The organism is Pseudidiomarina aquimaris, assembly GCF_003987395.1.
GTDB classification, from domain to species: Bacteria; Pseudomonadota; Gammaproteobacteria; order Enterobacterales; family Alteromonadaceae; genus Pseudidiomarina; species Pseudidiomarina aquimaris.
The window spans coordinates 1-25029 of record NZ_PIPT01000002.1; the positions used below are offsets into that span (position 1 = coordinate 1).

A 25029-nucleotide genomic window follows, 5' to 3' on the forward strand; every position below is an offset into this window, starting at 1 on the left:
ATCTTTTGCCAAATCTAGTCCGATTCTGGTTACAATACTCACCTGTGTCTCCTCCAGCATGTAAATGATCACGTATCATTTTGGCACATTGCGATGCCGTATTGTTGGAGGAGACCATTACATCGGGCTACGCGCTTTTTACGCAAGTCATGTTCGGTGAATGGCATAAAAAAACCCGCCGAAGCGGGTTTTTACAGGTCTTTGTCAAATTTAGAAGCTGTAGCTGAAACTTACAGCAGCAAAATCGCGGTCACTTGCTGGCTCGAAATCACCGCCAGTGTTGATGTTGTAACCTACGCCAATTTTGTAAGTTGACAGGTAGTTGAAATCAACATTCAAACCGATGGTTTTACGGCCTTCAATGAAGTTACTGTTAGCTGAGTAACCTTTCACATCATGACCAAATGCCAAAGTTGGAACCATGTTCCAGCCTGAGAAGATGTTGTTGTACTCTGCCACTAAACGGGTACGGTAACCCCAAGATGACGAAGTCACGAAACCTTCACAGTTAATGTCGCCCGCAGGTGCTGGGTTACCAAGCTGCTGCTGGTCAGCAACAGTTAAGCATTTTCCGTACACCGGGTTACGGCCATAACGCTGTTCGTCGAGTCCCACCAACGAATGTACTTTGCTCGCGGCGATTTCACCGATGAACGTCACGCGACTCGCGCCTAATACGTTATCGAAGAAACGAATACCGGTTAACTGGTATTGACTGACATCGTAACGATCATAACCTTCTTGCAACTCACCTAGGTTAGTGAAGTTACCTTCACCGTCCGTCTCTAAGCGGTCACCAAAGGTGCTCGGCACGCCGGCACGAAGACCCGCAGTCAATATTTCAGTGGTGTTGATTTGCACTGGCATGTCGTTGCGGAAGCTGTATTCACCACCTACTGACCAGAGGCCGAAGTTAGTACTGAAGCTTGCCCCCATGATTTCAATATCTTCAGGGTATTGCAGCACATAGTTTGGACCGGCAATTGGATAGCCATCTGGATGACTCAATGCTGGGCTTGGCTGTTGCTGCCAGTTATACGCTGAAATAATAGGTGTTTGGCTATGATTATTCATGTAGTACAAGCCAAACTCAACGTCGAGGTCCATGTCGTAATGGCGTAACGCGAAACCGTACTGGCCGCCATCATCAGGTTCGATGTTAGGTGAACGGTCAAGATATGCACCGAACGCTACTGACTCCTGATCACTCAAGCTGCTCGATGGGTCACCAGCAACGAGCGTCGGGTTCAAAGTAATTTTGTTACAGCCAGGTCCGCCAAGAATATCAACGGTTGAGAAGAAGGTGCCACAACCATCAAGTTTGTAGCTGTCCCACTCGTATTGATAGAACATGTCGAGACTGGTTGCGTCGGTCAAACCTAAGTTGATGTTGACCATGCCTACTGGCAATAACGCTTCTTTAATTTCAACACCCGGTCGGCGAATCGCATTCACATCGACAGGGTTGATTGCGTTAATACCGTTGAAGATAAAGGTACTCTCACCCCAGCTCAGCACTTGGCGACCTACGCGCAAGTTGACTGGCATGTCACCTAAATCGAAATAGGCATAAGCGAAAGCATCAAGTAACTCAAAGCCTGAACCAGTCGAGAAATCGTCAAGACCATCGTTGTCGAGGGTTACATTTGGATAGTAGTTGGTTGCGGTATGGCCGTGTGCCACTTCTTGATTCTTGATGACATCGTCGTACCAATATTTGAAACGTACGAAGGCACCGTAGTCGCCACCGTCGATGCTCAGGTCATGAACGCCTTTGACTACTGACGATACCATATCGCCTTTGTCATAGTTCAGGTTACCGTCATCGGCAACGCCTGATTGACCTTGGCCACCGGCCATGTTGCCTGGGTGAATGACGCGAAGATCTTGGTCTTCCATCCGCCACGCGGCACCGTATGAAATAATGGAGTCAAACTTAACGCGGAAATCACCCACTTCAAATTCTGCGGCGTGAGCCCCGGCACTTCCTGCGAATGCAAGCGCTACCGCGGTAGCGAGAGGTAATTTTTTAAGCATAGTTGTTCTTCTTTTCATGTTAGCCACCTAATCCCATTAGGATGTTATAGGGTCAATCATGTCCGATGAGTTACAAATATGCAAGTGCTCTCTAACGAAAAATCCACTCGTTAATCGGGAGCTCTCGCAATGCAAAGCTCAGAAAAGAGAGGTTAAATAAAAAAGCGAGGCCATCGCCCCGCTTCTTCTACTTACGAATTCACTTACTTGCTTGAAAGGCTTGGCGTAAAGCGTTCGCTTCATGAACCGAAATGCTGCCCTGTTTTCGCCACTGCTGAATAAGCTTCATTGCGCAGCTACTTGAGGTGTCGCACGCAGCTTGCACTGCTTCAAGGCTAAAGTCCTCGACACCATAGGACACACTTGTCGCATATCCCTGAACGATGCCTTGGTAGCCCTCGCCGGTTTGATTGTTCACCGATTGGTCATAGTACAAGAACGCATAGTTATAAGAACCCGTTGCTAACACCGGATAACCGCTGGTATCTGCGAATAAGTTTGCGATTGACGCTGCAGCGCCCATGCCGACGCCACGAGAGACCAAATCGGCACCAAGACTGATCTCGCGGTCAACAAAGCGGTCTTCGCCACCGGAAATAAGAGCCCAGAAAGCGGTGCCGCTTGGATAATTATTTGCCGAAGCTCCATAAGCGAAAACAGAGTACAGTTCTAAATAACTCGCAAGTGCGAATTCGTCCGCTGTGACACTTTCACTGTAAAGCACTTCACCCGCTGCTGTTGAGATTTGCATAGTCAGCGCACGGGTTGCGTTCAAATACTCCTCTGCGACACCAAAAACGACGGTCGACTCTGCCAATGATGCGTCCTCAACCACCGTGGCCTCAAAAACAAGCGGCTCAGCGAGCGGACCTTGGAACTCTCCTAACTGAGGGAGGCTTGAAAATAGCAGCTCACCTTTAATTGTAATGGTTTCTTCGGCAGCTGCGCTTACCGATAACGTGAGCAAAGAAGTAACGCATAGCGTTTGCAGTACGCTAGTTAAAAATGAGCGATTCATGAAATGTTCCCTTTGTTGTTCCCCAAGCAATCGATAACGAATGCACTTTCAACATAAGAGATAATTTTGAAATTCACAATACAACATTAAAAAAAAGGGAGCCGAAGCCCCCTTTTCAGGAATTGTCTCACTCTTGAGAACTCAGTTATCACCCTCATAAAGCGGATTTTCACCGCCCACTGAGCCCTCTTTATACAGTGGGTTGTCGGCAACTGAAGTAGCTGCTCGATAGAGTGCATCACGTAACATACGCGCCTCAGCATAGCTAATAATGCCATCAGCTACGAGTTCATATGAGACGGCTTTTTCGCAGCTAGATGGGCCGCGACGCACAGAGCGAATACCTCGTACCGGCTCCTCTTCCACATGGCAAGCTGCATAGCGATCCATGATGCTACAGCCGGATTCATCAACGATATTCGGAACGCCCGTATCAATCGAGGCAAACTCAACACTTTCATTTAGAATCGTTGGTGAACACACATCAAGCGCGTCAGGAACCCCGTCGCCGTCAGCGTCAAGGTCAATGTACTGAATGAAAGTTGCTATACCGTAGAAGCCACTTTCTTGCTGTTCTTGCTCCTCCTCACTAAAGGGCGAGAATAGCAGGTATTGGAACGGATAAAATGTCTCACCTTCAATGAGTAGTGGATAACCACTTAAGTCGGCAAACAATTCTCCAGTAAACTCTTCTGGCGCCTCTTCAGGCATTGGAAAGTCCGGCTCCATACCACCGAACAACGCTGACAGAATGCCTAAACTTACGACGCGACCATAATCCATAGATTCTTGTGGCGGTGCCGCTATCCACATCATATTGTCGAAGTCGAAGAAAATCTCGCTTTCCCCAGGGATGGCATAGGTTGCAGAACCGCCCTCTAAACCCGTACTACCGGTTACCGGAGGATTAAACGAATCCGTGAAGAGCAAAGTCTCATTGCCGTCATAAATCTCAAAAGTAATCGAGAGGACGCTATCGATATACACGCCGCCGCCAACCGGACCTTCATTGCTATCAGGTTCTGCGTCAGTGTTCTCGACCACCACCGCGCGGAACATAAGTGGGAACGAAGGCTCATCCTCAAGGCCTTGCCAAAACGGCATATGATCGACATCCATGATCTCACCCGTTATTTCAACCGCTTGCTCCTGCGCATTGACTTGATATGGCAGCAACATCGTCAGAGCGACAAGCAGCCCTGTAACCCCAAGATTTTTAAAACTCATACACACCCCTCTTTTAAAAATAATTATTTTGTTGTGTCATTTAAGTTAGCGCAATTCCACACGATTGCTAGTTAACAAAGCTCATAATTACTTGTTATGAGCAGCTTTTTTGTTGGACAAATAAAAAAGCCCGCACAAGGCGGGCTTAGAAACATCCGAAAAGATTAGCGAAGACCGCTACTGGTAGATGATTCATAAAGCGCTTCACGTAAAGCGCGCGCTTCAGCGTAGCTAATCACCCCATCGGCAACTAGGTCATACGACACCGCTTTTTCACAGCTTGATGGGCCGCTGCGCACTGAGCGAATACCGCGACGTGGAGCTTCCTGCTCTTCAGCTTCACATGCAGCATAATGATCGGTGATGGAGCAACCACTGTCGTCCATATGGTTGGTTACACCCGAATCGTACCAACCGTCAAACAACACTGTCTCATCCATGATCGATACTGGGCAGGCGTCAACATTGTTCGGATAACCATCTTCATCGTCGTCTGGATAGATGGTGTTCACACTTAAGAGAGAACCATACGCATCATCATGCGCATAAGGTGAGTAAAGGTCTAAATGACTAGAAAATTGCGCTTGCGTTGGCTCTGCTAGAAGCATTGGCTCTGGTGAAAACGAGCTGAATAAACCTCCTACAGGCGCACTGAACGAAATACTGAAGTGACCATCGCCACCTGCAATCTCAAAGTTAAAAGAAATATACTCATTATTCGTGTCTGCATAGTAAGTAAGAGATGAATAAGGGGCACTTTCATAAGAACTGTCAAATGGCTGCTCGACTTCAACACCTTGAGAATCGAAAAAGACTAAATCTAATGTTTGCAGATAACCATTACTCGAGTGATTGATTGAAGTGCTCGATGAAGATGACGGTGTAACTGTGTCGTCAACGCCTAGGGTAATTTGAAATTCAGTAATATCTTTACCGCTTAGAGCTTCATACACACCACTAACTTGACCCGAAAATTCAATAGTACGAGTCACCTCTTGAGCTTCTGCGGTGCTGGACAGTGCCAACATACTCAAAACCGCAGATGCGTAAGCTATATTTTTTTTAATCATTGTTGTTCTCCATAATTCGTTTGTTGCAGCAAACCTAAGGCGATTAACACGTTATTAATGCGCCAACTATGACTATAGCCTTGCTCGTAATTTTGACAATAAAAATGTGACGAAACATAACAAATTAATGAATACCTCAATAACTTATTGTTAGTTCTCGCACAAAAACGCCCGCACGAGGCGGGCTTGGTATTACACTAAGTTTTTTATTGTGGACCACTGCTGGTCGATGATTCATATAAGGCGTTGCGCAACATACGTGCTTCTGAATAACTGAGCACACCATCAGCAACCAAGTCATACGACACCGCTTTTTCACAGCTCGATGGACCACTACGAACTGAGCGAATACCGCGACGTGGTGCTTCCTGCTCTTCTGCCGCACACGCTGCATAGTGATCCATCACCGAACAGCCGCTGTCGTCTACATAATTGGTTACGCCAGAATCGTACCAACCGTCAAACAATACTGTTTCGTCAAGAATTGATGCCTCGCAAGCATCAACTTCATTAGCAATGCCATCACCGTCATCATCTACGCCAATATATCTTACGTTTAATGCGACACCTTCAAAGGTAAACGGAGTCCAATTCAGGTCACCTGCATACTGGAATGGATAAGAAGTAATGCCTGTATCGACAAAGTGGTAAGGAGTCGTTGTTGCGAAAAGGGGGCCACTTATTGACGGTAGTTGGCTCGTTCGGCTTCGAAAGTAGTTCTGGCCGAGTACATATTCGGAGCGGAGTTGATCCATAGTTTGAGTTTCAGTATCAATGATTCCCCAAATCGCAGACTCAATTGGCTGGTTGCTTGCGCTATCAAAAAATAGTGCAACTGTATCGTTGATCATGTGGTCAGGTGACGATGTGCTTTGCGAATCACTGAAAATGAGACCACCCTGCGCGTCGTATAACTCGAAAGTTAGGGTAATGGTGACATTTTCATAAGCAATCCCGTCGTTCCAGAACCCTGCATAGGGTGATGGCGACGTGATATCTTCGGTTATCGATGCGACAAAATCCAAGGGCTCCTGCAGTGGGCCTTCAAACTGCTCCAACATTGGGTGTTGAATATAGTTCAGCTCGCCCTCGATAATTAAGGTATGTTCTTGCGTTTGTTGAGCTATTGCTGTGCCGCAACTACTCAGCAATATAAGTCCAGACACAAGTGGAATTATAGTTTTCATCTGACGTCATCCTTTAGTTGTTTTTTTAAGCAACTAAAGCGTAGCAGGCAGTTCATCATTGCCTATATGTATAATCATCGGCGGTCTTGTTATTATTTTGTATCTGCCACAAAAAAGCCCGCAACAAAGTGCGGGCTTTCAGAAGAGCATTTAGTTACGAAAATTACAGCGCTTGCTCTAACTCCGGCAGCACATCAAACAAGTCAGCGACTAAGCCATAGTCAGCAACTTGGAAGATAGGCGCTTCTTCGTCTTTGTTGATAGCAACAATGACTTTTGAGTCTTTCATACCGGCCAAGTGTTGGATGGCACCGCTGATGCCCACTGCGATGTACAGTTCAGGCGCAACGATTTTACCGGTTTGACCTACTTGCATGTCGTTCGGGACAAAGCCAGCGTCGACTGCGGCGCGCGATGCACCTACGGCAGCGCCAAGTTTGTCTGCAACTTTTTCAAGCAAGTGGAAGTTCTCGCCGTTTTGCATACCACGACCACCCGAGATAACAACGCTCGCAGCAGTCAAATCAGGACGCTCAGACTCGGCCAGCTCTTCACCGACGAACTCTGATTTGTCGTTATCGATGACAGTATCAACTGCTTCAACCGACGCGTTACCACCTTCGGCAGCAACCGCATCAAAAGCTGTTGCACGCACAGTAATAACTTTAATTGCGTCTTCCGACTGCACGGTCGCAATGGCGTTACCGGCATAAATCGGACGCTTGAAAGTGTCTGCACTCTCGACAGCGATGATGTCTGACACTTGCGCGACGTCTAACAGGGCCGCGACGCGTGGCATAAAGTTCTTACCAGTCGTGGTCGCGGGAGCCAAGATGTGACCGTAGTCTTTACCTAGCTCAGCAACTAGGGTGCCGAGATTCTCCGCCAAGAAGTGCCCGTAAGCAGCATTATCCGCCAGACGTACTTTGTTCACGCCTTCCGCTTTAGCGACTTCGTCCGCTACTGCTTGGCAGCCTTCGCCGGCCACCAATACATCAATGTCACCACCAATGGCTTTGGCAGCAGCTAAGGTCTTCAGCGTAGCTGGGTTTAATTCTTTGTTGTCGTGTTCGGCAATGACTAAAATACTCATAGGACTTTTGCCTCGTTTTTCAATTTGTCGACCAATTCCGCAACGTCTGCAACCTTCACACCTGCGCTGCGTTCCGCTGGTGGCTCAACTTTCAATAACTTCACCGTGCGGCTTACGTTCACACCCAATTCATCTGCGGTGGTCACGTCGAGCGGCTTACGCTTAGCTTTCATGATGTTTGGCAATGATGCATAGCGCGGCTCGTTCAAACGCAAGTCGGTGGTGACGATAGCTGGTAATTGTAGCTTCACGGTTTGCAAACCGCCGTCAACTTCACGGGTAACGTTGACGCTGCCTTCAGCCATATCGACTTTTGAAGCGAACGTACCTTGCGGCATACCCGTTAAGGCGCCCAGCATCTGACCCGTTTGGTTGTTGTCCGAGTCGATGGCTTGCTTACCAAGAATCACCAATTGCGGCTCTTCTTTTTCGACCACGCCTTTTAAGATCTTGGCTACCGCCAATGAGTCTGGCATGTCGTCGGTTTCGACTTGAATCGCTCGATCGGCACCCAGGGCCAAAGCGGTACGTAGTTGCTCTTGAACCGCCTTCGGACCAATGGACACTACGACGACTTCGTCGGCAATACCTTTTTCTTTCAGTCGGACTGCTTCCTCAACTGCGATTTCACAGAACGGGTTCAGGGCCATTTTTACGTTGGCCAGATCAACGTCAGATTGGTCAGCTTTAACGCGTACCTTTACGTTGTAATCAATGACGCGTTTGACCGCCACTAATATCTTCATGTTGTCGTTCCTGTTACGTTATTTGAATTCAGGTTTAAGCTTAGACCGCCCAAGATTAACATTTTTCACTGCAGAAATGGTACTATTGCCCGCTCTTTTCCGCTGATCTCGAGCATTTTCATTGGAGTTTTTTGTGTACGGCAAACTTAGCGAAAGCGATCTCGCGCAGTTACAATTGCTGGCGCAGCAACAGCCGCAACGGCTTAAGTTTCTGATCCAGCTGGCGGCCACCTTGCCAATCATGCCGCACGCGTTGAAAACATCTGAAAATGAAGTTCACGGCTGCGAAGCGCAGGTTTGGTTAGTTGCAGAGTGGCGCGAGGATTTGCTTGAGCTACAACTCGACTCTGCCTCGCGCGTTGTGAAAGGACTACTCGCACTCATTTATCAAGCGCTTAATGGTGCGACGCCTGCGCAAGTTGCAGCCTTTCAGCTCGACGCACTGCTTGCTGCGTTAGGTCTCGATGACATGGTCAGCACGTCGCGTCGCAACGGCCTGCGCGCCGTGGTTACAGCGATTCAGAGCAAGCGCTTTTAAGCGATGACCTCGTAACCCGACCAGTCGGGTACCAACGGCTGTTCTATGCCGTCTTTCACTAGGTGCACGTGCCAGCCTTCAAGTAAATCGACATTCAAGCAATTGTCAACGTCGTATAAATCATCTTTGTGTTGCTCGACGCTGTCGGTCAGCAGACGCTGGTAGCCGACACGTTTGGCTTCGTCGGCAGACTTTGCGACAACCAACGTGAAGTCATGAAATTCGGCGAGGCGCCCTGGATAATAACCACCGAAATTCACGAACCAGAGTTTTTCGGCTTGGGTGCTGGGCTCTTGCTTGAGTTCAATCCGATAACCGTCAACATGATGCAGGTGTACGTAGCTATCGAGGTGGAGGCCCTTGAGTGTGCCATACCAGTATTTGCGCAGCGCTGGATAGCAGGCTTCAACATTCTCGCCGGCAACAAAGCGCACGTCGTGAACTTCGATGTTGGCGTGCGGTGCGGACCCACCGATGTAGAACATATACAGTTTCATATAAACCTCGTAGCCCGTAGTTCTACTACGGGTTTGATCTGACGTTTCCGCCATGGTTGTAGTGTTGGCGCTCACCCCGCAGTAGAACTGCGGGCTACTTTTTCGAGTAGCAAGGCGACGGCGTGCATGGCGAAGGTGCAGGTGACCGGCATCGCCGCACCAAAACCTGTGGCACAATCCATGCGCATGCTTCCAGCGCCGGGCTTCGCGTGCGACCACTCGCCGTCACTTTGTGGATAGCGCAATTGCTCCGTCGAGTACACCGCTTTAATGCCAAAGCTCCGTGCAGGGTTGCGCGAAAAATTATAGTCGCGACGCAGCATGGAACGAACTTTTGCAAGCAGTGGATCTTGTGTTGCCTTGGCTAAGTCTGTCGACGTCACTTTACCTGGGTCGACTTGGCCTCCAGCACCACCGCAGGTAACAAGAGGAACTTTGCGACGTTTACACCAGGCAATCAGCGCGGCTTTTACTTGCACACTATCGATGGCATCCAAGACCGCCGTTACCGGTTCACCTAAATACTCATCCAAATTCTCACGCGCTAAGAAGTCGTCAATCACACGGACTTGGCAATCGGGGTTAATGTCACGCACCCGCTGAGCTAAAACTTCAGTCTTCAACTGCCCTACGGTACTGGTCATGGCCGGTAATTGTCGGTTGATATTGGTTACACAAACGTCATCCAAATCGATAAGCGTGAGACCGCCAACACCGGAACGCGCCAGCGCCTCAACCGCCCACGAACCTACGCCACCAAGACCAACCACGGCAACATGATGCTGATTGAACTGCGTTGCGGCCTTGCCGCCGTACACCCGTTCTATTCCTGAAAATCGTTCTTTAGTTGTCATACCGTGAATTTTACCACGCTCTAGCAACCTGTAATAAGAAAATCGAGCGCATTCAGCAGCTCATATCGCTGCTCTTGCAGTGACGCAATAGATGACAGGTTAGTCTGCATCGGAATACTCGCCAGTTGATGCGTCATCAATACATACCGCTCACCGTTGACGTCGACTTCTGGGCAAAGTACTTGCAACGGCGCATGATGCAGCTCGTCTCGAGCAACGAGGGGCGCTACTACTCGAGTCGACAAATCGGCAATTATTTCGGCTTGTAGATCGACAAAATAAGGATAGCTTTTATTGGTATTAGGATCGGGGTTCGCGTAGACGTCAAACTGTGCCATTAAAATACTCTATACTTCGTCGCAAAAAGGCCATTACGCTCGGCAAATGCGTTGGCCTCACGCACGGCTTCTTGGTTTTCTTGCTGCCAACGCAACTGCTTTTGTTTACGAACCTCTACTTCCAACGCCGCCTCAAAGGTTGCAGACAAATTAATCTTCAATGCTTTTGCCTCATGCAATAAAGGTTCGCTCACACTCAAATTGGTTGGCTTTTTTGGGGGGGAATAGTTCATAACGACACCTAGTAATTTATACGCATTGATTATGCGCATAAGTTGAGAAAACTACAAGTCGAGGCGTTGCTGTTTGCGAATGAGCTCAATGAGCATTGGCGGTACGTCGTGTTCGGCTGCGAGGTGTGGCCACTGACTCACCGCTTCCAAAGTTTCATCAATCATGTTGTCGAGCTTATGACGACTAAAAAGTGGACTCACACGCTCAAGAGTATAGATATCCTCGCGGGTAAAGTTCTCGCGTTTACCATTAAGCTGCATCCAATGCTGATTGACCCACTTGCTATCCGGTTTGTAGCTGTAAGCAACATCGTAAGCGGGGGCCAACTGCCAACGGTTTTCACGCAACTGGAAGGCAAAGTTTTTGGCATGGTCATCGTGGTTGCGCGCAACGATATTAAAAATCATACGGCGCATAATTTGTTCAGCCTCAGGAGCCTTCAATCCCAACTGACGTGCGACCGCAAAGAGTTCACTGTAAGAAAAGCTACCGCGCTGTTTGTAATCAACGTGGGCGAGGCCGTTTAATGTTTGCGTATGGATTTTGCTATTACCATCACGGTCAAAGCGCTGGGTGAGAAAGTGCCGACGCTCACCTTCCGGTAGTAAAAAGCATGGCATCATGTCGATACCACATTGCTGCGCCAGCAAGTAGTAGACATACTCCATCGCGCCATAACCCTGCGGGTCACCAAAGGTTTCGTGGCCGCTACTGCGCTCCACAACACCATCAAACTTCATCAAAAAATGAGTGAATCCCTCCGGCACATCCGTTTGCCCCGAACAGACCTCGGTAAAGTCATCATTAAACGCCAATACTGCTTTAGGCCGCGCGCCACCGGCACTGGTGCCAACCGACAATAGCGCCAACATTGCTTCACGGTCGGAACTGCCATCTACTGGGAGTTCTTGGTGGAAATCAGCACGTTGATCGAGTACTTCCTGCGCGATGGCTGTCAACTCACTGATATTGACCTGCTGCAACGCTTCAAAGCCGCGCACCCGCGCGGCTGGTCGGTATTCTAACGCCCCCATACCACGTTTACCGGTATACTGCAGTCGTTGTAACGGCGAAATATCACTTGGCTGCATCCCGCGATTAGCAACCCATGCGTTGAGCACGGCGTTGCCAAAATCATCGGGTAGCGAGTCGGCCACTAAACCAGGGAGGCCATGAAAGGTCTTAGGGTTCAACTCCGGAAAGCTGTAAATTCGTTGAGCAAGCGGCATGGTTAGCGGCGCTAATTCAATTCCAGAGCGGCGGAACTCGGGCGTATACTCAAAAGCGCCCACGCCCTGTTCGCTGTCGAAACTTAATGCGCCGACTTCGTGGTCGTCATACCAGACACTAATGACTTCCATCACCATTCGTCATCTTCCTCACGCTGCGTGTCATGCTCAGAACTGCCGCGACTGCCGGTCGCGCGTTCTCGCTTTTTGCCTTCCAGCTTGCGTAGCTGCAGAGGCGACAATTGTGGCTTAGGTAAAAAGCTATTCAGTTGCTCAGCAAGTCCCAGCGCCAATAACAAGGCGACAAAATTTTCGAGCTGCGCCTGCCCCTTCTCAGCGTTCATCACAATAGTACGGCTCACGCCGGCCTGTTTTGCTAACTCGGCTTGCGTGATGTTGGCGTTCAATCGAGCTTGCTTGAGGCGTTGGCCTAGTTCTTCCGCAAGCGCCGCTGGAGATAAATGATTTAGCTGCATGTTCGATGTTCGCTATTTGATGTTCGCTGTTCGATGTTCGATGTTCGATGTTCGACGTTCGATGTTCGATGTTCGATGTTCGATGTTCGATGTTCGATGTTCGATGTTCGATGTTCGATGTTCGATGTTCGATGTTCGATGTTCGATGTTCGACAAAGTTAGTGTAAACAATATATAACTTTATGAACACTTTACGCCATTAAGTTTGCTTTATCTGACTTTAAATTTAGCCTATAAGACAGATAAGTCAATAAATTTAAAGTTTAATATATTTAACCTTAAGCATATACAGCATTTTTAAGTATTAAAAATAAGACATTATCATCTATGGCGAAAAAATCTGTTTTTTAACAAACAGCGAACAGCGAATAGCAAACAACGCCTTTCATTTTATCGAACAGCGAATAGCGAACAGCAAACAACGCTTTTCGCTTTTCTCCGTTACACGCTGAAGGGGTAGTTGATTGGATCGTGATGTCGGTAATTGTGCACCTTGAAGTCATCCAACGTCACCCATGTTTCTAAATCTTCTAGCGACTTAATATCTGGATTGATTTCAAGCTGTGGTGCAGGAAAGGGCTCGCGCTTCAACTGAACGTCACGCATGAGTTCTAGCTGATCTTCGTAAATGTGAGCGTTCACTATCTTGTGGTAGGCCTTGCCAGGCTTGTGGCCCGTAATTTGTGCCATCAGCGCCAAAAACGCAAAGACTTGCACTTGGTTGAAGTTCAACCCTAGGGGTACGTCACAGGAGCGCTGGTAACTGGTCAAATACAAGGTGTCACCCAGTAACGAGAAGTTGTGCGTATGCATGCAGGGGCGCAAACATCCCATGTGGAATTCGCCAGGATTATAGAAACTCATGATTTCGCCGCGGTCATCGATGCCACGACTCAAGTTATCGACAATTTTCCGTAGTTGGTCAACAAAGCCTCCGTCAGGTTTGGCCCAGCTTCGTCCTTGCACACCATAGACGCGGCCCATGTCGTCTTCACCTTTGCGGTGGGGATTTGCGAGCCAAGCTTCGTTCAGATTGGCGTTGGCGTCCCAAGTTTTGGCCCCAAGTTTACGAAAGTCTGCGGCGCTGTCGTAACCGCGGATGTAGCCAAGAAATTCAGCGATGGCAGCCTTCCAAAAGCTTTTACGTGTGGTAATCAAAGGAAATTGATTACCGGCGACGTCGTATTCAAGATCAGCATTAATGACGGTAAGGCAACGCTTGCCAGTTCGTTCGTTTGCAACCCACACACCTTCATCGACAATGCGCTGACAGAGTTCGAGGTACTGCTTCATGCTTTGTCTCCTGCGGATACTTTGTTAAACCGATAGGCCCAGGCCATTAATACAACGCCCAGCAGAATCATCGGTGCTGAGAGCCACTGCCCCATCGACCACCCGAAGTACAGCAGCCCCAAGTGCGCGTCAGGCTCGCGGAAGTATTCGATGAAGAATCGCGCAGCGCCATAGCCAATTAAGAATAAACCGCTTATCGCACCCATCGGGCGCGATCTACGACTGAATAATGCCAGCACGACGAATAACAATAAGCCTTCGAGTGCGGCTTGATAAAGCTGCGAGGGATGGCGTGGATCTGGCCCGACAGCAGGAAAGATCATTGCCCAAGGCACGTCCGTAGTACGCCCCCACAATTCACCATTGATAAAATTACCGATACGTCCAAAACCGAGGCCCATCGGCACCAACGGCGCAACGAAATCACCAATTTGCAAGAATCTTAGCTGCGTACGCCAAGCAAAAATGGCGAGCACAGTAATAACGCCAAGCAGGCCGCCGTGGAACGACATACCGCCGCTACTCATGTCAAATAAGTACAGTGGATTCGCAATAAAATACTCGAACTGATAAAACAACACATAGCCGATACGGCCACCGAGAATCACGCCCATGAAAGACCAAAACAGCAAGTCGCTAAAACGCTTTTCGGTCCAGCCTTGTTGCGCATAATGTGGCATATTGGTTTGGCGCTTGCCCCAGTAATAGGCAAAGGCGAGTCCAAGCAGGTACATTAAGCCATACCAACGCAGTGCCAACGGACCAATACTAAAAATAACCGGGTCGATGCTCGGGTGCATCATGAACTCAGTTTGCATGCTTTATCCTATAAATAATTCGAGAGACACCAGCACCAAAAACGCGGCAAAGCCTTGTTGCAGACGCTTCACTGGAATGCGTTGGGTGAGCGCAGCGCCCAACGGCGCACAGAGCACCGAGGCAATCGAAATGCCAAGCCATGCGGGCCCGTGCACATAACCTAATAAGCCTTCGTTCGATTCCATTTGCTGACCGAGCACAATAAAGGCCAAAACGGCGCTCACGCCAATACTTAAACTTCCTACAGAAGATACCGCAATCGCTTGCCGAATGGGAACCCTTAAGCGTTGTAAAAGTGGTACGGTTAACGACCCACCGCCAATACCGACAAGCGCCGATAGGCTGCCGACCATGGCGCTGATCAGTGCCATTAAACGCTTCGAAACACCGGTGATCGGTTCACCGGTACGTTGTGGCACCAACATCCGTATCGACAGCGCTAACAGCACAAGTGAAAAGATACGTTGCAGCCATTCAGGCTTTAACTGGGTCGCGAGCCAGGCGCCGAAAATAGCGCCCACCATCAAACCGGGAATTAACCGGCGTACCCAAAACCAACTGATTTGACCATGGCGATAATGAGAGCGGGCGGAGCTGAAGGTGGTCATGACAATGGTTGCCAAACTCGTCGCTACCGCCATTTGCACCACAAGTTCAGGGGGAACGCCGAGCACCGGCAGTAAATAAATCAATAAGGGAACAATGACCAGACCGCCACCAATGCCCAGCATGCCGGCCAATAGACCCGCAATCACGCCTCCGGCTAAACACCATAACCAGCCTGTGATGAGCACTGTGACTCCTTATGTGGGAAAAGTTGCGTACGTTCTAACCGCCAGCTCGGACAAAGCCGCCTAGTCCGGCTTCTTCTAAGGTCATTGTCACGATTTGACGAACTTCTTGGGCTGAGCGCGCCTGCAGTGCGCGCTCCAACATCGTCGTTAGATCTGCCGCCTTGATGTGACGAATTATCCAACGAATTCTATCAATATTGTAGCTGTTCATGCTCAGGGTGCGATAGCCCATTGCAATCAACAATAGCGCACCGCCTGGCTCACCTGCTAGCTCACCACACACCGAAACGGGCTTATCTAACTCATTGGCGCGCTCGATAATTTGCTTCAATGCGTGCAAGACCGCTGGATGAAAGGCATCGTACAAACTTGCGACACGCTGGTTATTGCGATCCACGGCCAACAAATATTGCGTCAGGTCATTGGTACCGACCGAGAAGAAGTCTACTTTATCAACAATGGTGTGCAGGTGATACACCATCGCCGGCACCTCGATCATGACGCCTAGCTTCGGTGGCACCAGCTGCTGGCGATCATGGCCATTCGATTCTTCACTGACTTCATGGTAGGCCTGTTTAACCATGCGAGCGGCGTCATCGACTTCTTCCGCACTGGTGATCATCGGTAGCAAAATGTGTAGATTGTTGCGCCCTACTGCGGCTCGCATCATGGCGCGGATTTGCACCAAGAAAATCTCGGGATGGTCGAGCGTCATGCGGATCCCACGCCAGCCTAAAAACGGATTCTCTTCGTCCATTGGTAAATAAGGCAAGGGCTTGTCGCCACCGACATCGAGGGTACGCATGACCACGGTACCGGCTTTAAATTGCTCTAATACCTGACTGTAAAGTTCCACCTGCTCGTCTTCGGTCGGCAACCGCTCGTGCATCATGAACGGGATTTCAGTGCGATACAGCCCAACACTAGCGATATCCAACTCTTTCAACCAATCACGTTCGGTATTCAGGCCAACATTGAGCTGCAAAGTAACACGCTCACCGTCCTCGGTTTCTACCGGCTTACCACGCGCTTGCTCAACTTTTTGCCGCAGTTCGAGCTCTTCTTCAGCTAATTGCCGGTACTCATTTTCGACTTGCAGCGGTGGATTGATAAACAAATCACCATTGTAGCCGTCGACGATCAGCGTCTCGCCATCGAGTTCGTTCAATTCGATATCATCGGCACCCAACACCGCGGGTATGCCCATGCTGCGGGCCATAATCGCAGCATGCGAATTACCTGAGCCGCGCACGGAGACAATGCCTAAAATTTCGGTATGCGGCAGCTCGGCCAGCATCGTCGCAGTAACCTCGTGCGCTACCAGCACACATTCTGGTGGCGGCTCATGCTGCTGACGGGCACGTTCTTTTAAATGCGAAAGAATACGCTGACCGAGGTCACGTACATCACTGGCTCGCTCTCGTATGTATTCGTCGTCAAGATTTTCAAATTGGTTGACGAGATCTTCGACCACCAGTTTCAATGCAGTTTGCGCACGCCAACCATCATTGATGGTCTGCTCCACTTGTTGGCCCAAACTGGTCGAGTCGAGCATGGCATGATAGACCTCAAATATCGCCAAAGTTTCGTCGGCCACTTGGCCTTTCATACTCTCGCTTAGGTCATTTAATTCTTGCCGCGTGCGTGCTACTGCCGAACGAAAACGCCGAACTTCGTGCTCGGGCATGTCGGTCTTTTTCGGCGTTACTTCGCTCAGTCGAGCGCGCGGCTTCACCACATAGGCAGGCCCAATGGCTACCCCTGGCGCAGCCGCCAGTCCTTTAATGGTTTGTAGCCAAGGAGATTGCTTCGCCGTACGCAAAAAACCTTTCGCTTCTGCATGGGCAATGACCACCGCAAGCTGCGCGGCCAACGTCACCACAAAGGCTTCTTCGTCACGGGTAAACGCACGGTCATGCTCTTGTTGCACCGCCAACACGCCCAGCACTCGACGGCGATGGATCACCGGCGCCGCCAACATGGCGTTATAACGCTCTTCGTCGACCTCTTCGAGGCGTAAAAACTTAGGGTGCTCGCCGGCGTTGGCGATGTTCAGAGGCTCTTCACGCTGGGCGGCAAGAGATATCACACCTTCGCCAAAGGGCACATGAATGGGTTGGTCGGAGTTAACTTGTAAGCCATCGGTCGCGGCTAAATAAAACTGTTGCTGTTCGTGGTCAGCAAGATAAACAGTACAGGAGTCGGTGTGCAACGCTTCTTTCACTTGTCGCACCATGGTTTGCAGCGCCAGCTCAAAATCTGGCGCCTGATTCACAGCCTCGACAATGCGTTGCAACACTCGCAGCATACTAGCGTTTCCGTCTTGGTCCGCGCTGCTTACGTCCGCCTGATTTGCTTTGGGGTTGCGGTGTCGGCATGACTATCGGCGCAAACTCTTTCATTACGCGCCGATAAACATCCTTTTTAAACGACACGACTTGTCGCACCGGATACCAATAACTAACCCATCGCCAGTTATCAAACTCCGGATGCGAGGAGCAGTGGACGTCAACGTCCTGCTCTTGACACTTTAAGCGCAGCAAAAACCATTTCTGTTTTTGGCCAATACAAGTGGGTCGCTGTTCGCGTCGAATGAGACGTTTCGGCAAGCGGTAGCGAAACCAGTTACGACTGGTATACACAATTTCCACTTGTTCGGGTTTTAACCCTACCTCTTCGTACAGTTCCCGATACATGGCTTGCTCTGGCGTCTCGCCATCGTCAATGCCTCCTTGTGGAAACTGCCAACTATGTTGCCCAAACCGACGCGCCCAAAACACTTGTCCCTGCTCATTACAGATAATGATTCCAACGTTTGCGCGGAATCCTTCTGCGTCTATCACGCGGGCATCCTCTAAAATTCGACTTCTGGCATTGATTTTTCCATAATCGGGCCCTGAAAGAAAGTGCCATACCACGAATAAGAGGCCCAATGAGCGACTTACGCACCTTATTTAACGCCGCCAGCGACTTAGCTGGCTTGAGTTTTGCCGACTTGGCAGCACGTCATAAGATGACCGTGCCAGCTGATCTTCGCCGCCACAAAGGTTGGGTGGGGCAACTCCTCGAAACCGCATTGGGCGCGAGCGCTGGCTCGCAGGCACTGCAAGACTTTCCTGAGCTCGGTGTTGAATTGAAAACAATTCCGCTTGATGCCAATGGCAAGCCCCTCGAGACGACCTTCGTCTGCACAACCCCACTTATCGATATCGCCGGAGTGAACTGGGAAGCCAGCAACGTACGTAACAAACTACAATGTGTCTTATGGATACCGATTGACGGTCGTCGCGAAATCCCGCTGGCCGAGCGTTCGGTGGGTACTGCTTTTTTGTGGCAACCTTCGCTCGAGGAAGAAGCGCAATTGCGCCACGACTGGCAAGAACACATGGACAAGATCGCCATGGGGGAAGTCGAGAGCATCACCGCTCATCAGGGGGAGGTGTTGCAATTACGGCCCAAGGCTGCGAATAGCAGAGTGCTGACGGATGCGATAGGTCCGAACGGTCAGATGATTCAGACATTGCCGCGGGGCTTCTATTTAAAGACGTCGTTCACCGGTGCTATTATCCGCAAAACGTTCAACCTCTGAAAAAACGTTGTTTGATATTCGCTATTTGCTGTTTGTTTAAACCAAAAACATTAAACATGCGACGCTTTAAACGAACAACGAACAGCGAATATCAAACAACGCTCTTAAGGCTTTTATGAGTGAAATCCAGGTACAACCGGCGGCGCGCAAAGATGCCATCAGCTTCTGCATCGCAGGCGTAGCTATTTTCGCCGTCACTATGTTTCTTTATTTGGCGGGCTTTGCGCTGCCGAAAGCGGCGTGGGCGCTGCTTTATATCGCCAGCGCTGCGGTGTTTTTGCTGGGCATCGCTAAAATCGTTGAGCCACCCGTCAGTCTGATGATCACACCGCTGGTGATCCGTTATGAACACCGCCGCGGCAGCTGGGAGTTGAGCTGGGACAATTTACTTCGCTTCGATGTGCCTCGGACGCACCGCGGGATGGAGCTTGAGGAGTTGCCCTATATCGGCTTTCGCGTGCATGACATGGAGCCAGTGCTCGACAGTATCTCGCCACGCCTAGCAGTTTATTTGGTTAGTGAACAACGCCATTTACTGGCTGCTGCGCTACTGCGCGAGAAGCCAGAGCTCAACGATTACACGCCCTATTACGATATCCCGAATAGCTACAAAGCACCGAGCGGTAAGATGTACCGCGGGGTACAAGCTTTGTTTGCGGTACGCTGTGAGCAACTGCGTGAACTACTCGGTTATGATTTATATGTCCCCGCCAGCGCACTAGACCGGCCACTGGATGAATTTTGTCAGTGGATGCAGCAGGTTAAGCAACAACGTCCGCAGTCGGAAAGTAACAACCTCGAGCGCTGAAGCTTGCTGTTTCAGCGCTGCGCCTATATTCTTTGCACATATTTATTTCTTTTTCGCTTGGAGTGAAATAGCGCATGCAAACATTGGGTTGGCGCGAATGGGGAGCTCTCCCCGAACTCGGCATTAATGCCATTAAAATGAAAGTCGACACTGGCGCACGCACCTCGTGCTTGCACGCTTTTAAGCTTGAACCATTCAACAAAGATGGCGAAGACTGGTTGCGCATTTGGGTGCATCCAGAGCAAAACTCTGACCGTGAGCATGTCTGCGAAGCGAAAATTTATGACCAACGTGAAGTCACCGATTCTGGTGGTCACACTGAGCTGCGTTATGTCATTAAAACAAAGCTAACGATTGGCGACTTTGCTGACGCCGTCGAACTTACGTTAACCAACCGTGACAGTATGAAGTTTCGCATGTTGCTTGGCCGTCAAGCCATGCGCGGTGAGTTTTTAGTAGATCCTGACGCATCCTACCTACAAGGAGTTCTCTCATGAGGATTGCGATTCTTTCGCGCAATGCCAAGCTTTACTCTACCCGCCGTTTGGTCGAAGCCTGTGAGTCGCGCGGCCACACAGTTGATGTGCTCGACCCGCTACGTTGTTACATGAATATCAACGCACGCGAGTCTTCCATGCACATGAAAGGCCGGATTTTACCCCAATACGATGCCGTCATTCCGCGTATTGGTGCATCCATTACCTTCTTCGGTACGGCGGTGTTACGTCAATTCGAAATGATGGGCACCTACCCACTCAATGAGTCAGTCGCGATTTCACGTAGCCGCGACAAATTGCGTTCGCTGCAATTGCTGAGTCGTAAAGGTATTGGTCTGCCTATCACTGGCTTTGCTAGCCAACCGCAGGATGTTCCTGATTTGATTGATATGGTCGGTGGCGCGCCACTGGTCATAAAATTGCTCGAAGGAACCCAGGGCATTGGCGTTGTACTCGCTGAAACTCGCCAAGCGGCGGAAAGCGTGATCGAGGCCTTCATGGGGCTCAAGTCGCACATCATGGTGCAGGAATACATTAAAGAAGCAGGCGGTGCCGATATTCGCTGCTTAGTCATCGGCGACAAAGTCATTGCCGCCATGAAACGCCAAGCGAAAGCCGGCGAATTCCGCTCTAATCTACACCGCGGTGGCTCTGCGAGCTTAGTTAAACTTACTCCGGCGGAGCGAGCAACTGCGGTCAAAGCAGCCAAAACCATGGGACTGAATGTGGCCGGGGTGGATATCTTGCGCTCGAATCACGGCCCTCTCGTGATGGAAGTCAACTCATCACCGGGTCTTGAAGGCATTGAAGCCGCTACCGAGAAAGATGTGGCGAGCCAAATTGTCAGCTTTATCGAAAAAACTGCAAAAGCGCATAAAACACGCACAAAAGGGAAAGGTTAATACGTGAAAAAACCGGTTGCTTTTAAGCTTGCGGGACAGAAAATCGCGCCAGGCTCGCGGCATAGTATTAAAATCCCTGCCGCGCGCCTGTATAACGATACCCCGATGGATTTACATGCGGAGGTGTTTCACGGCACGAAGCCGGGTCCGGTACTGCTGGTATGCGCGGCGATTCACGGCGATGAACTCAATGGCATTGAAATTTGCCGCCGCTTGATCAGTCAAACCGAGCCACAAGAATTAAGCGGTACCCTTATCGTGGTGCCGGTAGTGAATGTCTTTGGCTTTATCCAACAATCGCGTTATTTACCCGATCGCCGCGACCTTAATCGCTGCTTTCCTGGGTCAGAGCGCGGGGCTTTGGGGAGTCGCCTCGCCTTTTTGTTCAATGAAACATTGGTGCAAAATGCAACGCACATTATTGACTTGCACACCGGGGCTATCCATCGCAGCAACTTACCGCAGATCCGCGTCGATACTGACAACACCGAAGCGCTCGAGATGGCGCACGCGTTTAACACGCCGGTCATTTTACATTCCAAAGAGCGCGACGGCTCGCTGCGTTCGGTTTCCTCTGAGCTCGGCATCCCACTGATTTTATACGAGGCTGGCGAAGCCTTACGTTTCGACTATGCAGCAATAAAAGCCGGCGTTATCGGCGTACAAAACGTGATGAAGAGCCTGAAAATGCTTAAAGGCCGTCGCACACGGAAAAAAGTAAAGCCGGTGGTCGCGCATCGCAGCGCATGGATCCGCAACGAACATGATGGTCTGGTGGTCCCGCAAGTCCAGCTTGGACAAACGATTCAGAAGGGCCAAGTTATCGCGCAAACGGTCAACCCCCACGGTGATGATATGCACCCACTGCGTAGCCCCTACAATGGCATCGTCATTGGCATCAGTAATATCCCGGTGGCGAATGAAGGCGAAGCCCTGTTTAACGTTGCGCAGTTCGACGAAGACGTGTTTGAGGAAGCCTCCTCAAGCGTGGATGTGTTTAGCGAAGCCTACGATGGTAAACCGATTTAAATGAGTCACTCGAAACCCCTGAGCCCGCCGTCGCAGTTATTACTCCGCCAAGCCTCGCACATCGACGGCCAGGCACTCTTAGCTGTCAACCCGCCTGATGCCGGCTGTGCTGACGAACTGGCGATCGCGAATAGCTGGCATTTACACGCGGGCTGGGCGCAACATTGGCCGACCCGCCACCATTTTGGGGCCTCTGCACCGCAAGGTGAATTCGACGGCGCCATCCTTTGGTTACCGAAAGAAAAGAAGCTCACTGAATATCTGCTAGCCAGCTTGGCTGCGCTGCTCCCCAGCGGCGCACCGGTCTGGCTGGTAGGCGAGAAACGTAGCGGTATCAAGAGTATTCACAAGACAATTGCAGCACCGTGGGGCGCGGTACAAAAAGTGGCCGACGGTAATCACTCTAGCTTGTTAGTGATGCGTTTGACTGCGCAGCAAGCCGCCATCGACTTGACCGATTTTTTAGTCACCAAAGCCTTGCCACAGCCGCCATTGGAACCACTGCAACTGGCCAGCTATCCCGGCGTTTTTGCCTACCCCGGCATTGATGCGGGCAGTGCCATGCTACTAGACCACCTGCCCCAGTTTAAAGCGGGTACACTGCTCGATTTTGCCTGTGGCCATGGCGTGCTCGGCGCCTGGCTGCAACGTCAGCAACCCGACCTCAAGGTTAGCTACCTCGATGTCAGCGCCATGGCACTTGCTGCGTGCGCTAAAACCCTAGAGTTAAACCAGTTACAAGGCGAACTGATTGCCGCCGACCGACTGTCTGCGGAGCTACCCAGCTACGATATCATCGTCAGCCATCCACCTTTCCACACTGGCCAAGCCACCGACTACAGCATTGGCCAGCAGTTCCTGCGAAACGCGCGACAGCATTTAAAGCCCAATGGTGAGTTGTGGCTTGTGGCGAATCGCTTTTTACCATGGCCTGAGTTGATTGAAGAAAGCTTTGGTCACTGTGAACGCATTGCCCAAGACAACAAGTTTGCGGTTTACTTGGCAACTCATAAAGTCACCGCCAACAAAATCACAGGCCGCAAGGCACCACGCCGGAGTCGACGATGATCACCAGTGGCTCGATTCGGCAAAGCATCACCTGGCTGGTTGTCAGCATCAGTACGTTGGTCAGTGCCTTCGCGCTACTCGCGCTGAGCTTACTGCACGTAAACGAAGTCGCCAATGCGAGTGAGCGCCGTGCGCAAGACATCGCCCAAGTGATTGCCGATGTGAGTAGTCGCTACCTGCTATTTGAGGATGCTGAAGGACTCACCTCGTATTTGCGGTTTTTCCGCTCTAGCTCCGTGGTGCAGCACATTCATATCTATCAACGGCCAAGTATCGAGAACGATCAGGAGTTACGCTACTTCACCAGTTACAATCGCGAGGGACTTGCGCCGATTCCCGTGCGCAGCGCTGAGCGAATTCGCAACTTCAATGTGGTGACCAAAGAAAACTATATCGAGGTGACGGCTCCTATTGATATTGATACTGAGCGTTTAGGTACGGTCTACATTCGTATTAGTCGCGAATTTGCGCAGCAAACGGCGTGGCGCACTTTCGCGACTTCGAGTGCGGCGCTGATTGTGGTCGCCCTATTAGCTTGGCTGTTTAGCCTCAGAGCTCGTTCAACGTTACTCCGCCCTATCGAGCAAGCGGTCGGCACCATTCAGCGCATCAGCCGCAACCGTGACTATTCAATACGTCTTCCCGAGTCGGGTCTGATTGAACTGCAGCAACTCAGTCTGTCGTTCAATACGCTTTTAGCGCGCGTCGAGCAACACCTCGAGCGTCAGCAACAAGCGGAGCGCCATGCTAATGATCTGAACGCGGAACTTGAACGACAAGTGCAGCAACGTACCAACGCCTTGCGTGACTCGAATCAAGAGTTAATGGAAACGCTCGAAAAACTACACCAGTTCCAAAAACAGTTGATTGAGAATCAAAAGATGCAGTCACTCGGTGACCTGATTGCAGGTGTTGCCCATGAAATTAATACCCCAGTTGGCTTAGTGATCACCTCGACGTCGATCTTGCAAGACAAACTCGAATTGATGCAGCAAAAGTTTGCCAGCAATACCATCACTCGCGAAGACTTTGAGCGCTTCATGGAAGCCAGTGATGACAACCTAAGTTTGATTCGCCGCAATATCGAGCGCACGGCAGACCTCATTAATCAGTTCCGCCAACTCGCTATGGATCAGTTTGTGGAAGAGACGCAAACCACGCCAGCACTTGAACTCTTGCAAACAGTTCTGCATGCGGCACGTCAACGATTCCCTAAGCTCAATGACCTTGATATTACCCTCGATTGTCCTGCAAACTTACAAATAACAACGCGGGTCGGCCCCCTCCAACATGTGCTGAAGCAACTGTTTGAAAACTCGGCATTACACGGTTTTGCCGAACGCGAAAGTGGGCAAATCGAAGTGCAAGTCGAACGCATCGACGGCAGTCACGTACAGATTCGCTATCGCGACAATGGGCATGGTATTCCAGACTCGGTTGGCCGACGCGCCTTTGACCCGTTTGTCACGAGTCGACGCCGACAGGGCTCCACTGGATTGGGGCTGCATTTGGTTTATAACCTTGTCACGCGGGCGTTAGAGGGCACTATCGAAGTGCAATCACAAGCTGGGCAATACACCGAATTTATGATTACTATTAAAGCGTAATGTAAAAACTTGTGCAGAAGCTTGCAGTAAATATACGCACTTATTAGAATCTCGTGCTACACTTCACGGTGTACACCAT

The 25029-nt window shown here is 50.2% G+C and carries 26 protein-coding genes; 8 read left to right on the forward strand and 18 right to left on the reverse strand.

All coding sequences use genetic code 11. The features are described 5' to 3' along the window. Positions 1-210: 210 nt before the first annotated feature. The 7 genes from CWE21_RS02980 to CWE21_RS03010 form a co-directional block, all read right to left on the reverse strand. Entirely contained in the window at positions 211-2037 is a 1827-nt protein-coding gene (locus CWE21_RS02980) for a DUF1302 domain-containing protein (RefSeq protein ID WP_126832992.1), read from the reverse strand. A 199-nt stretch (positions 2038-2236) separates the two neighbouring features. Then, entirely contained in the window at positions 2237-3055 is an 819-nt protein-coding gene (locus CWE21_RS02985) for a hypothetical protein (protein WP_126832993.1), read from the reverse strand. A gap of 141 nt (positions 3056-3196) precedes the next feature. Then, positions 3197-4282 carry a hypothetical protein gene (locus CWE21_RS02990; protein ID WP_126832994.1) on the reverse strand — a complete coding sequence of 362 codons (1086 nt, stop codon included), beginning with the start codon at positions 4280-4282 and terminating at the stop codon, positions 3197-3199. 164 nt (positions 4283-4446) lie between these two features. Continuing rightward, positions 4447-5352, reverse strand: coding sequence for a hypothetical protein (locus tag CWE21_RS02995; RefSeq protein ID WP_126832995.1), 906 nt, complete (start codon positions 5350-5352; stop codon positions 4447-4449). 206 nt (positions 5353-5558) lie between these two features. After that, a complete protein-coding gene (locus CWE21_RS03000) occupies positions 5559-6539 on the reverse strand; it encodes a hypothetical protein (protein WP_126832996.1) in 981 nt (326 codons plus the stop codon). Positions 6540-6702: 163 nt separating this feature from the next. Beyond that, positions 6703-7632, reverse strand: a complete 930-nt coding sequence (locus CWE21_RS03005; RefSeq protein WP_126832997.1) for an electron transfer flavoprotein subunit alpha/FixB family protein — start codon at positions 7630-7632, stop codon at positions 6703-6705. Next, positions 7629-8378: an electron transfer flavoprotein subunit beta/FixA family protein gene (locus tag CWE21_RS03010; protein WP_126832998.1), complete on the reverse strand. Its 750-nt coding sequence runs from the start codon at positions 8376-8378 to the stop codon at positions 7629-7631. Before CWE21_RS03010 ends, CWE21_RS03005 begins: the two co-directional genes overlap by 4 nt. 133 nt (positions 8379-8511) lie before the next feature. Between CWE21_RS03010 and CWE21_RS03015 the strand changes: the two genes are divergently transcribed. Beyond that, on the forward strand, positions 8512-8916 hold the full coding sequence (locus CWE21_RS03015) for a SufE family protein (RefSeq protein WP_157982721.1): 405 nt from the start codon (positions 8512-8514) through the stop codon (positions 8914-8916). On the opposite strand, the gene CWE21_RS03020 is transcribed toward CWE21_RS03015, so the two are convergent. The 11 genes from CWE21_RS03020 to rppH all read right to left on the reverse strand — a co-directional run bounded on the left by CWE21_RS03020 (position 8913) and on the right by rppH (position 18293). After that, entirely contained in the window at positions 8913-9413 is a 501-nt protein-coding gene (locus CWE21_RS03020; RefSeq protein WP_126833000.1) for a DUF1543 domain-containing protein, read from the reverse strand. The two genes, CWE21_RS03015 and CWE21_RS03020, sit on opposite strands and share 4 nt — an antisense overlap. A 71-nt stretch (positions 9414-9484) precedes the next feature. Further along, a complete protein-coding gene (gene tcdA / locus CWE21_RS03025) occupies positions 9485-10267 on the reverse strand; it encodes a tRNA cyclic N6-threonylcarbamoyladenosine(37) synthase TcdA (RefSeq protein WP_126833001.1) in 783 nt (260 codons plus the stop codon). A 20-nt stretch (positions 10268-10287) separates the two neighbouring features. Continuing rightward, positions 10288-10605 carry a CcdB family protein gene (locus CWE21_RS03030; RefSeq protein WP_126833002.1) on the reverse strand — a complete coding sequence of 106 codons (318 nt, stop codon included), beginning with the start codon at positions 10603-10605 and terminating at the stop codon, positions 10288-10290. Then, positions 10605-10838, reverse strand: a complete 234-nt coding sequence (locus CWE21_RS03035) for a type II toxin-antitoxin system CcdA family antitoxin (protein WP_126833003.1) — start codon at positions 10836-10838, stop codon at positions 10605-10607. Before CWE21_RS03035 ends, CWE21_RS03030 begins: the two co-directional genes overlap by 1 nt. A 51-nt stretch (positions 10839-10889) precedes the next feature. After that, positions 10890-12200 carry a type II toxin-antitoxin system HipA family toxin gene (locus CWE21_RS03040; RefSeq protein ID WP_338068205.1) on the reverse strand — a complete coding sequence of 437 codons (1311 nt, stop codon included), beginning with the start codon at positions 12198-12200 and terminating at the stop codon, positions 10890-10892. Further along, positions 12200-12544 (reverse strand): helix-turn-helix transcriptional regulator, encoded by a 345-nt coding sequence (locus CWE21_RS03045; RefSeq protein ID WP_126833005.1) that lies wholly within the window; start codon positions 12542-12544, stop codon positions 12200-12202. The genes CWE21_RS03040 and CWE21_RS03045 overlap by 1 nt, the downstream gene beginning before the upstream one ends. A 441-nt stretch (positions 12545-12985) precedes the next feature. Next, positions 12986-13837, reverse strand: coding sequence for a thymidylate synthase (locus CWE21_RS03050; protein WP_126833006.1), 852 nt, complete (start codon positions 13835-13837; stop codon positions 12986-12988). Continuing rightward, a complete protein-coding gene (gene lgt / locus CWE21_RS03055) occupies positions 13834-14655 on the reverse strand; it encodes a prolipoprotein diacylglyceryl transferase (RefSeq protein ID WP_126833007.1) in 822 nt (273 codons plus the stop codon). Before lgt ends, CWE21_RS03050 begins: the two co-directional genes overlap by 4 nt. A 3-nt stretch (positions 14656-14658) precedes the next feature. Beyond that, positions 14659-15450: a sulfite exporter TauE/SafE family protein gene (locus tag CWE21_RS03060; RefSeq protein ID WP_126833008.1), complete on the reverse strand. Its 792-nt coding sequence runs from the start codon at positions 15448-15450 to the stop codon at positions 14659-14661. 34 nt (positions 15451-15484) lie between these two features. Then, positions 15485-17758: a phosphoenolpyruvate--protein phosphotransferase gene (ptsP, locus tag CWE21_RS03065; RefSeq protein ID WP_126833009.1), complete on the reverse strand. Its 2274-nt coding sequence runs from the start codon at positions 17756-17758 to the stop codon at positions 15485-15487. A gap of 1 nt (position 17759) precedes the next feature. Then, on the reverse strand, positions 17760-18293 hold the full coding sequence (rppH, locus tag CWE21_RS03070; protein ID WP_126833010.1) for an RNA pyrophosphohydrolase: 534 nt from the start codon (positions 18291-18293) through the stop codon (positions 17760-17762). Between the two features lie 89 nt (positions 18294-18382). On the opposite strand from rppH, the gene mutH reads away from it, so the two are divergent. The 7 genes from mutH to CWE21_RS03105 all read left to right on the forward strand — a co-directional run bounded on the left by mutH (position 18383) and on the right by CWE21_RS03105 (position 24950). Next, positions 18383-19039: a DNA mismatch repair endonuclease MutH gene (mutH, locus tag CWE21_RS03075; RefSeq protein WP_126833011.1), complete on the forward strand. Its 657-nt coding sequence runs from the start codon at positions 18383-18385 to the stop codon at positions 19037-19039. Between the two features lie 115 nt (positions 19040-19154). Then, positions 19155-19847, forward strand: a complete 693-nt coding sequence (locus tag CWE21_RS03080) for a DUF2982 domain-containing protein (RefSeq protein WP_126833012.1) — start codon at positions 19155-19157, stop codon at positions 19845-19847. Positions 19848-19921: 74 nt separating this feature from the next. Continuing rightward, positions 19922-20344, forward strand: a complete 423-nt coding sequence (locus tag CWE21_RS03085; protein ID WP_126833013.1) for an ATP-dependent zinc protease family protein — start codon at positions 19922-19924, stop codon at positions 20342-20344. Then, on the forward strand, positions 20341-21246 hold the full coding sequence (rimK, locus tag CWE21_RS03090) for a 30S ribosomal protein S6--L-glutamate ligase (protein ID WP_126833014.1): 906 nt from the start codon (positions 20341-20343) through the stop codon (positions 21244-21246). Before CWE21_RS03085 ends, rimK begins: the two co-directional genes overlap by 4 nt. A 3-nt stretch (positions 21247-21249) precedes the next feature. Further along, on the forward strand, positions 21250-22275 hold the full coding sequence (locus CWE21_RS03095) for a succinylglutamate desuccinylase/aspartoacylase family protein (RefSeq protein WP_198675050.1): 1026 nt from the start codon (positions 21250-21252) through the stop codon (positions 22273-22275). Further along, the gene (locus tag CWE21_RS03100) at positions 22276-23343 is read left to right on the forward strand and encodes a class I SAM-dependent methyltransferase (protein ID WP_126833015.1); all 1068 of its coding nucleotides are present in this window, start codon (positions 22276-22278) and stop codon (positions 23341-23343) included. Next, positions 23340-24950 (forward strand): sensor histidine kinase, encoded by a 1611-nt coding sequence (locus CWE21_RS03105; RefSeq protein ID WP_126833016.1) that lies wholly within the window; start codon positions 23340-23342, stop codon positions 24948-24950. The genes CWE21_RS03100 and CWE21_RS03105 overlap by 4 nt, the downstream gene beginning before the upstream one ends. The last annotated feature ends 79 nt before the right edge of the window (positions 24951-25029 follow it).

Excerpts from the sequence above, each read along its gene's own strand:
- CWE21_RS03045 (WP_126833005.1), bottom strand. The coding sequence starts at position 12,544 with ATGCAGCTAAATCATTTATCTCCAGCGGCGCTTGCGGAAGAACTAGGC.
- CWE21_RS02980 (WP_126832992.1), bottom strand. The coding sequence starts at position 2,037 with ATGCTTAAAAAATTACCTCTCGCTACCGCGGTAGCGCTTGCATTCGCA.
- CWE21_RS03100 (WP_126833015.1), top strand. The coding sequence starts at position 22,276 with ATGAGTCACTCGAAACCCCTGAGCCCGCCGTCGCAGTTATTACTCCGC.
- lgt (WP_126833007.1), bottom strand. The coding sequence starts at position 14,655 with ATGCAAACTGAGTTCATGATGCACCCGAGCATCGACCCGGTTATTTTT.
- CWE21_RS03040 (WP_338068205.1), bottom strand. The coding sequence starts at position 12,200 with ATGGAAGTCATTAGTGTCTGGTATGACGACCACGAAGTCGGCGCATTA.
- CWE21_RS03005 (WP_126832997.1), bottom strand. The coding sequence starts at position 7,632 with ATGAGTATTTTAGTCATTGCCGAACACGACAACAAAGAATTAAACCCA.
- CWE21_RS02985 (WP_126832993.1), bottom strand. The coding sequence starts at position 3,055 with ATGAATCGCTCATTTTTAACTAGCGTACTGCAAACGCTATGCGTTACT.
- CWE21_RS03030 (WP_126833002.1), bottom strand. The coding sequence starts at position 10,605 with ATGGCACAGTTTGACGTCTACGCGAACCCCGATCCTAATACCAATAAA.
- CWE21_RS03000 (WP_126832996.1), bottom strand. The coding sequence starts at position 6,539 with ATGAAAACTATAATTCCACTTGTGTCTGGACTTATATTGCTGAGTAGT.
- CWE21_RS02990 (WP_126832994.1), bottom strand. The coding sequence starts at position 4,282 with ATGAGTTTTAAAAATCTTGGGGTTACAGGGCTGCTTGTCGCTCTGACG.
- CWE21_RS03020 (WP_126833000.1), bottom strand. The coding sequence starts at position 9,413 with ATGAAACTGTATATGTTCTACATCGGTGGGTCCGCACCGCACGCCAAC.
- CWE21_RS03085 (WP_126833013.1), top strand. The coding sequence starts at position 19,922 with ATGCAAACATTGGGTTGGCGCGAATGGGGAGCTCTCCCCGAACTCGGC.
- mutH (WP_126833011.1), top strand. The coding sequence starts at position 18,383 with ATGAGCGACTTACGCACCTTATTTAACGCCGCCAGCGACTTAGCTGGC.
- CWE21_RS03010 (WP_126832998.1), bottom strand. The coding sequence starts at position 8,378 with ATGAAGATATTAGTGGCGGTCAAACGCGTCATTGATTACAACGTAAAG.
- CWE21_RS03050 (WP_126833006.1), bottom strand. The coding sequence starts at position 13,837 with ATGAAGCAGTACCTCGAACTCTGTCAGCGCATTGTCGATGAAGGTGTG.
- rimK (WP_126833014.1), top strand. The coding sequence starts at position 20,341 with ATGAGGATTGCGATTCTTTCGCGCAATGCCAAGCTTTACTCTACCCGC.
- tcdA (WP_126833001.1), bottom strand. The coding sequence starts at position 10,267 with ATGACAACTAAAGAACGATTTTCAGGAATAGAACGGGTGTACGGCGGC.
- CWE21_RS03080 (WP_126833012.1), top strand. The coding sequence starts at position 19,155 with ATGAGTGAAATCCAGGTACAACCGGCGGCGCGCAAAGATGCCATCAGC.
- ptsP (WP_126833009.1), bottom strand. The coding sequence starts at position 17,758 with ATGCTGCGAGTGTTGCAACGCATTGTCGAGGCTGTGAATCAGGCGCCA.
- CWE21_RS03035 (WP_126833003.1), bottom strand. The coding sequence starts at position 10,838 with ATGAACTATTCCCCCCCAAAAAAGCCAACCAATTTGAGTGTGAGCGAA.
- CWE21_RS02995 (WP_126832995.1), bottom strand. The coding sequence starts at position 5,352 with ATGATTAAAAAAAATATAGCTTACGCATCTGCGGTTTTGAGTATGTTG.
- CWE21_RS03105 (WP_126833016.1), top strand. The coding sequence starts at position 23,340 with ATGATCACCAGTGGCTCGATTCGGCAAAGCATCACCTGGCTGGTTGTC.